9 protein-coding genes are annotated in these 12,175 nt (G+C 59.2%); all 9 read right to left on the bottom strand.

Going from position 1 to position 12,175, the window contains the following annotated elements; translation table 11 throughout:
• Nucleotides 1-64: 64 nt before the first annotated feature.
• The 9 genes from dnaE to rseP all read right to left on the bottom strand — a co-directional run bounded on the left by dnaE (nt 65) and on the right by rseP (nt 12,164).
• Nucleotides 65-3,586: a DNA polymerase III subunit alpha gene (gene dnaE, locus PseuLF5_RS07650; protein ID WP_128615930.1), complete on the bottom strand. Its 3,522-nt coding sequence runs from the start codon at nt 3,584-3,586 to the stop codon at nt 65-67.
• A 76-nt stretch (nt 3,587-3,662) separates the two neighbouring features.
• Complete coding sequence (gene rnhB, locus PseuLF5_RS07645) at nt 3,663-4,289, bottom strand: ribonuclease HII (RefSeq protein WP_064586190.1); 627 nt, start codon at nt 4,287-4,289, stop codon at nt 3,663-3,665.
• Nucleotides 4,290-4,300: 11 nt separating this feature from the next.
• Nucleotides 4,301-5,431, bottom strand: a complete 1,131-nt coding sequence (gene lpxB, locus PseuLF5_RS07640; RefSeq protein ID WP_340133308.1) for a lipid-A-disaccharide synthase — start codon at nt 5,429-5,431, stop codon at nt 4,301-4,303.
• Nucleotides 5,432-5,433: 2 nt separating this feature from the next.
• Entirely contained in the window at nt 5,434-6,210 is a 777-nt protein-coding gene (gene lpxA / locus PseuLF5_RS07635; protein ID WP_123465093.1) for an acyl-ACP--UDP-N-acetylglucosamine O-acyltransferase, read from the bottom strand.
• Complete coding sequence (gene fabZ / locus PseuLF5_RS07630; protein WP_003222142.1) at nt 6,207-6,647, bottom strand: 3-hydroxyacyl-ACP dehydratase FabZ; 441 nt, start codon at nt 6,645-6,647, stop codon at nt 6,207-6,209. The genes lpxA and fabZ overlap by 4 nt, the downstream gene beginning before the upstream one ends.
• 106 nt (nt 6,648-6,753) lie before the next feature.
• Nucleotides 6,754-7,809 carry a UDP-3-O-(3-hydroxymyristoyl)glucosamine N-acyltransferase gene (gene lpxD, locus PseuLF5_RS07625; protein ID WP_123465092.1) on the bottom strand — a complete coding sequence of 352 codons (1,056 nt, stop codon included), beginning with the start codon at nt 7,807-7,809 and terminating at the stop codon, nt 6,754-6,756.
• A gap of 3 nt (nt 7,810-7,812) precedes the next feature.
• Entirely contained in the window at nt 7,813-8,316 is a 504-nt protein-coding gene (locus PseuLF5_RS07620) for an OmpH family outer membrane protein (protein ID WP_007908849.1), read from the bottom strand.
• 45 nt (nt 8,317-8,361) lie between these two features.
• Entirely contained in the window at nt 8,362-10,737 is a 2,376-nt protein-coding gene (gene bamA, locus PseuLF5_RS07615; RefSeq protein ID WP_250603099.1) for an outer membrane protein assembly factor BamA, read from the bottom strand.
• Nucleotides 10,738-10,811: 74 nt separating this feature from the next.
• The gene (gene rseP / locus PseuLF5_RS07610; protein ID WP_336347039.1) at nt 10,812-12,164 is read right to left on the bottom strand and encodes a sigma E protease regulator RseP; all 1,353 of its coding nucleotides are present in this window, start codon (nt 12,162-12,164) and stop codon (nt 10,812-10,814) included.
• Nucleotides 12,165-12,175: the final 11 nt, after the last annotated feature.

The raw sequence follows: 12,175 nt of genomic DNA, 5'->3' as shown, positions 1-12,175 counted from the left end.
AGGCGCGCTGAGGTCGAGATTAAAAATTCAGGTTTCAGGCAAGCGCAATGATGGCACCTGCCGGTCAACGGTATTGGAGGAAGACGTTGTCTCGCCCGAACTGGTCACGCAGGGCTTGAATCAAGGCATCCGCCGGGTCGATCCGCCAGGTCTCGCCGAACTGAAGCAAGGTCTTCGCATCGGGGCTGGTGTATTCCATGGTGATCGGGCACGCCCCGCGATGACGCTTGAGCAAATCCCCCAACCAGCGTAGCTGATCGCCTTTCAAATCCTGAGTCTGCAGCTTCAAACGCAGACTCTCGGCCAGGTTGGTACGCGCATCTTCCATGCTCATCACGCGCTTGACACGCAGGCGCAGGCCGCCGGAGAAGTCGTCGTTGCTGACCTCGCCTTCGACCACCACCATTGCATCGGTCTGCAACAGCGACTGTGCGGAGTGGAACGCATCGGCGAACAGCGACGCCTCGATCCGCCCCGAGCGGTCGTCGAGGGTAATGAAGCCCATCTTGTCGCCCTTCTTGTTCTTCATCACCCGCAGGGCAATGATCATCCCGGCCACAGTTTGCGTGTCGCGGGCCGGCTTCAGGTCGATGATGCGCTGCCGGGCGAAACGGCGGATCTCGCCTTCGTATTCGTCGATCGGGTGACCGGTCAGGTACAGGCCCAGGGTGTCTTTCTCACCTTTGAGACGCTCCTTGAGGGTCAGCTCCTTGGCCTTGCGATGCGACGCATAAACGTCGGCGTCTTCCTCGACGAACAGCCCGCCAAACAGATCGGCGTGGCCGCTGTCGTGGGTACGCGCGGTTTGTTCGGCGGCCTTGATCGCCTCTTCCATCGCCGCCAGCAGCACGGCGCGGTTACGGTCGATGTTGGCCTGATAAGCCTTTTGTTCGTCGTGAAAGTACGGGCCGAGGCGATCCAGTGCACCGCTGCGGATCAAACCGTCCAGCGTGCGCTTGTTGATGCGTTTGAGATCGACCCTGGCGCAGAAATCGAACAGATCCTTGAACGGACCTTCCTGACGCGCTTCGGTAATTGCCTCAACCGGACCTTCGCCGACGCCTTTGATCGCCCCGAGGCCATACACGATGCGGCCGTCGTCGTTCACCGTGAACTTGAACTCGGAAGTGTTCACGTCCGGCGCGTCGAGGCGCAGCTTCATGGTGCGCACTTCCTCGATCAAGGTCACGACCTTGTCGGTGTTGTGCATATCCGCCGAGAGTACCGCGGCCATGAACGGCGCCGGGTAGTGGGCTTTCAGCCAGGCGGTCTGGTACGAAACCAGGCCGTAAGCGGCGGAGTGAGATTTGTTGAAGCCGTAACCGGCGAATTTCTCTACGAGATCGAAGATGTTACCGGCAAGGTCGGCGTCGATATTATTGGTCGCGCAACCTTCAATGAAACCGCCGCGCTGCTTGGCCATTTCTTCCGGTTTTTTCTTACCCATCGCCCGACGCAGCATGTCCGCACCACCGAGGGTGTAACCGGCCATGACCTGGGCAATCTGCATCACCTGTTCCTGATACAGGATGATGCCGTACGTCGGCGCCAATACCGGCTTGAGGCCTTCGTACTGGTAGTCCGAGTGCGGGTACGCCAGTTCGGCGCGACCGTGCTTACGGTTGATGAAGTCGTCCACCATGCCGGACTGCAGCGGGCCCGGACGGAACAACGCCACCAGTGCGATCAAGTCTTCCAGGCAGTCGGGCTTGAGCTTTTTGATCAGCTCCTTCATGCCGCGGGATTCAAGCTGGAACACTGCTGTAGTTTCAGCTTTCTGCAACAGCGTGTAGGTCGGTTTGTCGTCCAGCGGGATAAACGCGATATCCAGCGGCGGCTCGTTGACCTTGGCGCGGTCGCGGTTAATGGTTTTCAGCGCCCAGTCGATGATCGTCAGGGTCCGCAGACCGAGGAAGTCGAACTTCACCAGACCGGCGGCTTCAACGTCGTCCTTGTCGAATTGGGTTACCAGACCGTCGCCGGCCTCGTCGCAATAGATCGGCGAGAAGTCGGTCAGTTTGGTCGGCGCGATAACCACGCCACCGGCGTGCTTACCAACGTTACGCACCACGCCTTCGAGCTTGCGCGCCATCTCCCAGATTTCAGCCGCTTCTTCATCGACCTTGATGAAGTCACGCAGGATCTCTTCCTGCTCGTAGGCTTTTTCCAGGGTCATGCCGACTTCGAACGGAATCATCTTCGACAGACGATCCGCCAGGCCGTAGGACTTGCCCTGCACCCGCGCCACGTCGCGCACCACAGCCTTGGCGGCCATGGAACCGAAGGTGATGATCTGGCTCACCGCGTTGCGGCCGTATTTCTCGGCCACGTAGTCGATCACCCGGTCACGACCGTCCATGCAGAAGTCGACGTCGAAGTCGGGCATCGAAACCCGTTCCGGGTTAAGGAAACGTTCGAACAGCAGGTCGTATTCCAGCGGATCGAGGTCGGTGATCTTCTGCACATAAGCCACCAGCGAGCCGGCACCCGACCCCCGGCCAGGACCTACTGGCACGCCGTTGTTCTTGGCCCACTGGATAAAGTCCATCACGATCAGGAAGTAACCGGGGAAGCCCATCTGGATGATGATATCCAGCTCGAAATTCAAGCGATCGACGTAGACCTGACGCTTGGCTTCGTAGTCTTCGGTGGTGTCCTTGGGCAGCAGCACCGCGAGACGCTCTTCGAGACCGTCGAAGGACACCTTGCGGAAGTATTCGTCGATGGTCATGCCATCGGGGATCGGGAAGTTGGGCAGGAAGTGCGTGCCCAGCTTCACCTCAATGTTGCAGCGCTTGGCAATCTCGACGGTGTTTTCGATGGCGTCGGGAATGTCGCTGAACAGCTCAGCCATTTCCTCGGCGCTTTTGAGGTATTGCTGATCGCTGTAGTTCTTCGAACGCCGCGGATCGTCGAGGGCACGGCCCTCACCGATGCATACACGGGTTTCGTGGGCCGCGAAGTCTTCCTGCTTGATGAAGCGCACATCGTTGGTCGCCACCAGTGGCGCGCCGAGCTTGTCGGCCAGGGCCACGGCGCCGTGCAGTTGTTCTTCGTCATTGGGACGGTTGGTGCGCTGGATTTCCAGGTAGAAACGATCCGGGAACACCGCCATCCACTCACGCGCCAGCGCTTCGGCTTCCGCGGGGTTGCCGCCGATCATGGCCATGCCGATCTCGCCTTCTTTGGCGGCGGACAGCATGATCAGGCCCTCGTTGGCCTCCGCGACCCACTCGCGCTCGACGATGATCATGCCGTTGCGCTGGCCTTCGATGAAGCCGCGCGAGATCAACTCGGTGAGGTTGCGATAGCCCTTGGCGTTCATCACCAACAGACTGATCCGGCTCAGCGGCGCATCCGGATCCTTGTTCGACAGCCACAGGTCGGCGCCGCAGATCGGCTTGATGCCTGCGCCCATGGCGTTTTTATAGAATTTGACCAGGGAACACATGTTGTTCTGGTCGGTGACCGCCACCGCCGGCATGTTCATGCCGGTCAGGGCCTTGACCAGTGGCTTGATCCGCACCAGCCCGTCGACCAGGGAGTATTCAGTGTGCAGGCGTAGATGAACGAATGAAGCCGGCATAGTGATCCTGTCCAGTTACATAGAGACAACAAGGCCCGGATTGTACCGGGCCTCGAACAAAACATCAGCCTTGCGACTAAACCTGCGTCAGGCCTTCCAGCGCCTCGTAAGCCTGACGCACCGGGGCAAACGAGCGCCGGTGAATCGGCGTCGGCCCGAGCCGGGCCAACGCTTCCAGATGAACGGGCGTCGGATAGCCTTTATGGCCGCCGATGCCGTAACCCGGGTAGATCAGTTCGAACGCGGCCATTTCACGGTCGCGGCTGACCTTGGCCAGAATCGACGCCGCCGCAATCGCGGGAACCTTGCCATCACCCTGCACCACCGCTTCGGCGCGCATCGGCAGTTTCGGGCAGCGATTGCCGTCGATCATCGCCAGTTTCGGCTGCACATGCAGGCCAGCCACAGCGCGCTGCATGGCCAGCATGGTGGCGTGGAGGATGTTGAGCTCGTCGATTTCCTCGACTTCGGCGCGGGCGATGCACCAGCTCAGGGACTTCTCGATGATCTCGTCGTAGAGCTTTTCGCGTTTGGCTTCAGTGAGTTTCTTCGAGTCGTTGAGGCCAAGGATCGGCCGGTTCGGGTCGAGAATCACTGCTGCCGTGACCACCGCACCGCATAACGGGCCACGACCGACTTCATCGACACCGGCGACCAGCTCCTCGACTTCGGCGACCAGGGTGAAATCCAGGCCCATCTGCATAATTTTCTTGCTCATCGTGATTGACCGATCAGGTTGAGGACGGCGTCCGCCGCCTGATTGGAAGCGTCCCGCCTCAGCGTGCGATGAATCTCGTCAAAGCCGCGGGTCTGCTCCTCGCCACCGTCGATCAAGGGCGACAGAGTCTGCGCCAACGCCTCGACTGTCGCATCATCCTGCAACAGTTCTGGTACCAGCAGCCGCTGAGCCAACAGGTTTGGCAGCGACACATAAGGGCTCTTGACCATGCGCTTGAGAATCCAGAACGTCAGCGGCGCCAGGCGATAAGCCACCACCATTGGCCGTTTGTACAGCAGCGCCTCAAGCGTGGCCGTGCCGGAAGCGATCAGTACGGCATTGCACGCCGCCAGGGCCAGATGGGATTTGCCGTCGAGCAGGGTCACCGGCAGGTCGCGGCCGACCAGCAGCGCTTCGATCTGCGCACGACGCTCGGCATTGGCGCATGGCAGGACGAAACGCAAACCCGGGTGCATGGCACGCAGGCGCTCGGCCGTATCGAGGAAAAGTGCACCGAGACGGCCGACTTCGCCACCCCGACTGCCCGGCATCAACGCGACCAGCGGACCGTCGGGCAGGCCCAGTTCGGCGCGCGCCGCAGCGCGATCGGCTTCCAGCGGGATGGTATCGGCCAGCGTGTGACCGACGAAGCGGACCGGCACGCCCTTCTCTTCGTAAAACCTGGCTTCGAACGGCAACAGCGTCAGCATCAGGTCGCAGCCTTCGCGAATCTTCAGCACGCGCTTCTGCCGCCACGCCCATACCGACGGGCTGACGTAGTGCACGGTTTTGATTCCGGCCTGACGCAGCTTGAGTTCGATATTGAGGTTGAAGTCCGGGGCATCGATACCGATGAACACGTCCGGTTTTGCGGCGATCAGCGTGGCGATCAGATCCTTGCGACGCTTGAGCAATTCGCGCAACCGCCCAAGGACTTCCACCAGGCCCATGACCGACAGGCGCTCCATGGGAAAGCAGGACGTCAGCCCCTCGGCCTGCATCAAGGGCCCGCCGACACCGATGAACTCGACCGCCTGGTGTTGTGCCTTGAGGGCGCGCATGAGACCGGCGCCCAAAATGTCACCGGAAGCCTCACCCGCTACCAGCGCAATACGCAGATTGGCCATGATCAGCGGGTGATGCCGCGAGTCGACGACAGGATGGAGTCACGGAACATTGCGACTTCCGGGAACTGGGCAGCAGGTTCGGCCAGTTCCGCCAAAGCCTGTTCAACCGTCAACCCCTGGCGATAAACAGTCTTGTAGGCGCGACGCAAGGCGTGAATCGCCTCTTCGCTGAAACCGCGACGGCGCATGCCTTCGAAGTTCATGCTGCGGGCTTCGGCCGGGTTGCCGAACACGGTGACAAACGCAGGCACATCCTTGCCGATCGCCGTGCCCATGCCGGAAAAGCTGTGGGCGCCGATGTGGCAATACTGGTGAACCAGGGTGAAGCCGGAGAGGATCGCCCAGTCATCAACATGAACATGGCCGGCCAGCGCGGTGTTGTTGACGAGGATGCAGTGATTGCCAATGACGCTGTCGTGACCGATGTGGGCATAGGCCATGATCAGGTTGTGATCGCCCAGGGTGGTTTCGGAACGATCCTGTACCGTGCCGCGGTGAATCGTGACGCCTTCACGGATGACGTTGTGGTCACCGATCACCAGGCGGGTTTCTTCACCCTTGTATTTCAGATCAGGCGTGTCTTCGCCTACCGAGGAAAACTGGTAGATACGATTGTGCTTGCCGATGCGGGTCGGGCCTTTGAGGATCACATGCGGCCCGATCACGGTACCCTCGCCGATTTCCACACCTGCGCCGATGATCGACCACGGGCCGACCTCGACGCCGTCAGCCAGAACGGCCGACGGATCGATGATTGCGCGAGGGTCAATCAAACTCATAGCTTGCGTTCCGCACAGATGATTTCAGCCGAGCAGACCGGCTTGCCATCAACCGATGCCTGGCATTCGAACTTCCAGATCTGACGCTTGCAACTGATGAATTTCGCTTCCAGGATCAGTTGGTCGCCCGGCAGCACTGGCTGACGGAAACGCAGTTTGTCGGAACCGACGAAGTAGTAAAGCGTGCCATCGGCCGGCTTCACATCAAGCATTTTGAAACCGAGGATCCCGGCAGCCTGAGCCATCGCTTCGATGATCAGCACGCCCGGCATGATTGGATGCGCCGGGAAGTGACCATTGAAGAACGGTTCATTGATGCTGACATTCTTGTAGGCGCGAATGCGCTTGCCTTCAGTGTCCAGTTCCACCACCCGGTCCACCAGCAGGAACGGGTAACGGTGAGGCAGGTATTCGCGAATCTCGTTGATGTCCATCATTTCGGGGGGAAGCCTATGTAAAGATTGGGAGCGCGACTGACGCGCACTCCTCTAGCAAATCAAGGAGGCAGTCTAGAGGCTGTGCACACTTGATATGGAAATGGTATCAGCCATCTGATGAAGCATTACCGTCAGGGGTCACTTCCCCTACGCGCTTTTCCAGTTGTTTCAACCGTCGCGCGATATCGTCGAGCTGACGGATGCGGGCCGCGCTTTTGCGCCATTCGGCCGCCGGTTGCATGGCTGTTCCAGAAGAATAGGCACCCGGCTCGGTAATCGAGTGGGTCACCATGGTCATCCCGGTCAGGAAAACGTTGTCGCAGATATCAATGTGCCCAACCAGGCCGACACCACCGGCGAGCATGCAGTGCTTACCGATTTTGGTGCTGCCGGAGATCCCCACGCACGCGGCCATGGCGGTGTGATCACCGACCTGAACGTTGTGGGCAATCTGGATCTGATTGTCGAGCTTCACGCCATTACCGATCACGGTATCGGCCAACGCACCGCGGTCGATGGCGGTATTCACGCCAATCTCCACATCGTCGCCGATGGTCACGCCACCGATCTGGGCGATTTTCTGCCAGATACCCTTCTCGTTGGCAAAGCCGAAGCCTTCACCACCGAGCACCGCACCGGACTGGATCACCACGCGCTTGCCGATGCGCACGTCGTGATACAGCGTCACTCGCGGAGCAAGCCAGCCGCCTTCGCCGATTTCGCTGCGCGCGCCAACTACGCAATGCGCACTCAGCGTCACGTGGGCAGCAATCCGCGCCCCCGCCTCGATCACCACGAACGGACCGATGCTGGCGGTTGGATCAACCACGGCATCCGCCGCAATCACCGCTGTCGGGTGAACACCCGCTGCGGCTTTTGGCTTGGGATCGAACAGATGAGAAATGCGTGCGTAAGCCAGATAAGGATCCGGCACCACCAATGCATTACCGGCAAAGCCCTCGGCATCGGCCGCTTTGAGCAACAGAGCTGCTGCCTGCGAGCCCGCCAGGTATTTGCGATATTGAGGGTTTGCCAGAAAGCTCAACTGAGCTGGGCCAGCCTCTTGCAAAGTGGCTAGCCCAGTAATTTGCGTCTCAGGGTCGCCACGCAAGGTGGCGCCGAGGAACTCGGCCAACTGGCCGAGCTTGATAGTCACGGTCATGGGTTACTTCAGCTGATTCATGCGCTCGATGACCTGGCGCGTGATGTCGTACTGAGGTTTGACATCAATCACTGCGCCACGCTCGAACACTAGGTCAAAACCACCTTTCTTGATGACTTCTTCCACTGCGCTATCCAGTTTCGGCTTCAGTTGCTTGAGCATTTCGCGGTCGGCAACGGCTTTGGCTTCGTTCAGCTCCTTGGACTGGAACTGGAAGTCACGGGCCTTTTGCTTGAATTCAAGCTCCAGACGCTCACGCTCGCCTTGCTGCATTTTGTCGCCACCGGCCATCAGACGGTCCTGAATGCCCTTGGCGCTGCTTTCCAGCGTCTTCAGCTTGGTCAGTTGCGGACCGAACTTCTTCTCGGCATCCACGGCGTATTTCTTGGCCGCGTCCGATTCCAGCAAGGCCATCTGATAGTTCAGAACGGCAATTTTCATGTCGGCAAATGCCGGGCCTGCCACCATCAAGGAGGCCAGGAGAACCAATTGAGTCAACTTACGCACGATGCACTCCTACAAAATCCATTGTCGTTATCTTGGGTCAGACGCTTAGAACGTCTGGCCGAGGGAGAATTGGAACACTTGAGTTTCAGCCTCATCCGGCTTCTTGATCGGCATGGCCAACGCGAAGCTCAGAGGACCCAGTGCGGTGACCCAGGTCACACCCACACCAACGGAACTGGCCATGTTGCTCAGGCTGATGTCGTTGCACTTGGTGTTCGACGTCGAGCCGTTCGCATTGGTAGTGTCCTTGCACTGCGAGTCAAATACGTTACCCACATCCCAGAATACCGAAGTACGCAGGGAACGCTGATCTTTCACGAATGGCAGCGGGAACAGAACCTCGACACCACCCTGGATCAGGACGTTACCACCGAACGGCAGTGGATCCTGATCCGGGTCAGCCAGCGTACCCGGGTTGGTACCACGGCTCGGCGTACTACGCGGGCCGAGGGTGCTGTCCTTGAAGCCACGTACCGAGTTGAAACCACCAGCATAGTAGTTTTCATAGAACGGCAAGCCGTCAGTACCACCGTAGCCGTCACCATAACCCAGCTCGGTGTGCAGACGCAGGGTGTAGTTCTCGCTGATCGGCTGGAACAGCTGACCGCGGTAATCAAGCTTGTAGAACGACAGGTCGCTGCCAGGCACGGTGGTTTCCAGGGTCAGACTCTGGGAGCGACCACGGGTCGGCAGGACGCCTTTGTTCAGGGTCGATTCGGACCAGCCGGCCGACGCCTTGAAGTTCAGGTACTTGTCGCCTTCCTTGTTAACGAAGTCGAAAATCTCGTCAACGGTGTAGGTACCGGTCTTGATCTCGTCCTGTTGAACCGACAGGCCAAAGGTCAGACGCGAAGTCTCGCTGATCGGGTAGCCAACGTTGACGCCGGCACCCAGGCTGTCGACCGCATAGCTTGCTACGTCGACGTCGAGGTCTTTGTAGTCGGTGGTGCGATAGAACGCGTTGTAACCCAGGCTCACGCCATCGGCGGTCCAGTACGGGTCAACGTAGCCGAAGTTGTAGCGGCTCTGGTATTCGCTGCGGGTCAGGCCCACGCTGACGCGGTTACCGGTACCGAGGAAGTTGTTCTGGGTGATCGAACCACCGAGGATCAGACCGGCGCTCTGGGCGAAACCGACGCTGGCGGTGATCGAACCGGAAGCCTGTTCTTCAACGGCGTAATTCACGTCAACCTGATCGTCGACACCCGGAACGGCCGGCGTCTCGACGTTCACTTCTTTGAAGAAGCCCAGACGCTCAAGACGGGTCTTGGACTGGTCGATCAGGTAGGTCGAAGCCCAGCCACCTTCCATCTGACGCATTTCGCGACGCAGCACTTCGTCTTCGGACTTGGTGTTGCCACGGAAGTTGATGCGGTTGACATAGGCACGCTTGCCCGGATCGACAGCAAACAGGATGTCCACCGTGTGATCGTCGTCATGCGGCTGAGGCACACCATTGACGTTGGCGAAGGTGTAGCCCTCGTTACCCAGACGACGGGTGATCAGTTCGGAGGTGGTGGTCATCAGCTTGCGCGAGAACACCTGGCCCTTCTGCACCAGCAACAGGGACTTGACCTGGTCTTCAGGGACTTTCAGGTCACCGCTGAGCTTGACGTCACGAACGGTGTACTTTTCACCTTCGGTCACGTTGACGGTGATGTAGACGTGTTTCTTGTCCGGGGTGATGGACACCTGGGTCGAAGCGATATCCATGTTGATATAGCCGCGGTCCAGGTAGTAGGAACGCAGACGCTCCAGGTCACCGGAAAGCTTTTCACGGGCGTACTTGTCGTCGTTCTTGAAGAACGACAACCAGTTGGTGGTTTTCAGTTCGAACAGGTCGGTCAGGTCTTCTTCAGGGAAAACCGTGTTGCCCACCACGTTGATGTGCTGAATGGCGGCAACGGTGCCTTCGTTGATCTTCACTTTCAGACCGACGCGGTTACGCGGCTGCGACACCACTTCGGTATCGACGGTAGCCGAGTAACGACCCTGCGCGACGTACTGGCGCTGCAGCTCGTTACGCACGCCTTCGAGGGTGGCACGCTGGAAGATCTCGCCTTCGGCCAGACCGGATTGCTTGAGGCCTTTCATCAGGTCTTCGGTAGAGATCGCCTTGTTACCTTCGATCTCGATACTTGCGACGGATGGACGCTCGACAACCGTGATTACCAGAACGTTGCCTTCGCGGCCCAGCTGGATATCTTGAAAGAAACCGGTTTTGAACAACGCACGAGTGGATTCCACCAGGCGACGATCATCCGCCTGCTCGCCGACGTTCAACGGCAAGGCACCAAAGACACTACCCGCGGAGACCCGCTGGAGGCCGTTGACGCGAATATCAGAGATAGTGAAGGACTCGGCGTGAACTTCGGCGATCATCAATACGGTGAGAACCGCAGTTAGCAGCAGACGTTTCATGAAGTCCTTTCTTATTCCAACTGGCAATAAACAAACTGCCGCAAAATGCGGCAGATTCGCAATTCAGCGAAGCGTTACAGTCGACCCAGATCGTTGACCAGAGCAAGCAACATCACCCCGACCACCAAACTGATACCGATCTGTATCCCCCAACCTTGCACCCGATCCGACAAGGGACGACCACGCGCCCACTCGATCAGATAAAACAACAAATGCCCCCCATCCAGTACAGGGATGGGCAGCAAATTCAGAACCCCCAGGCTAATACTCAGATAAGCAAGGAAATTCAGGAAATCAGCGACGCCCGACTGGGCAGAAGCGCCCGCCACTTTAGCAATGGTTATCGGTCCACTCAAGTTTTTTACCGAGAGCTCGCCGAACAGCATTTTCTTCAGCGAATCCAGCGTCAGAATGCTCATGGTCCAAGTGCGACGGGCACCCTCGCCAATAGCGGCCAACGGCCCGTAACTGACCTCGCGGATCATCTCCGGCGGCCAGTCGACCGCTTTCACGCCAGCACCCAGATAGCCGCTTGGCGACTTGCTTTCACCACGCGCTGCCAAAGTCACCGGGACGTCGATTTGAGCACTGTCGCGCTCGATGCGCAGCATGATTTTGGTATCAGGACGCGTACGAACCGTATCAACCACTTGCTGCCAGTCATTGAGCGCCTGCCCATCAAGGGTCAGCAACCGGTCACCGGTCTTGAGCCCGGCAGCCTGTGCCGGCCCCTTCGGGTCAAGCTCGGCCAGCACCGGCGGCAGGGCCGGACGCCATGGACGAATACCCAGCGAACGAATCGGATCGGGCTCATCAGCACCCTTGAGCCAGTTATCCAGTGCCAGCGTTCGCGGCGAATCGGCGCTCGAGCCTTGTTCGCGCACCAGCAATTGCAGGGAACCACTCTCACCGAGGCGGCGCACCAGTTGTAGATTCACGGCAGCCCAACCGGAAGTCGGCTCACCATCAATCGCGACGATTTCCTCGCCCGCGCTCAAACCGGCCTTTGCCGCAATGCTGCCGGACTCGACTGCACCAATGACCGGACGCACCTGCTCGCTGCCCAGCATGGCCAGCACCCAGAAAAACACCAGTGCCAGGAGGAAGTTGGCAATCGGGCCGGCAGCGACAATGGCGATGCGCTGACGCACGGACTTGCGATTGAACGACTGATGGAGCTGATCGGGTGGAACCTCGCCCTCACGCTCGTCGAGCATCTTGACATAGCCACCCAGCGGAATCGCGGCAACCACGAACTCGGTGCCCTGCCTGTCGTGCCAGCGCAACAACGGCATGCCAAAGCCCACGGAAAATCGCAGAACCTTGACGCCACAGCGACGCGCGACCCAGAAATGGCCGAATTCGTGAAAGGTGACCAGCACACCCAAGGCGATCAGGGTGCCGGCAATCATATAGAGCGCGCTCATCTATTTTCTCC

Origin of the sequence: Pseudomonas sp. LF-5 (assembly GCF_037626295.1) — a bacterium.
Taxonomy (GTDB): domain Bacteria; phylum Pseudomonadota; class Gammaproteobacteria; order Pseudomonadales; family Pseudomonadaceae; genus Aquipseudomonas; species Aquipseudomonas monsensis.
The sequence above is the reverse complement of the archived record's forward strand: the minus strand, read 5'-3'. Positions and strand labels throughout refer to the sequence as shown.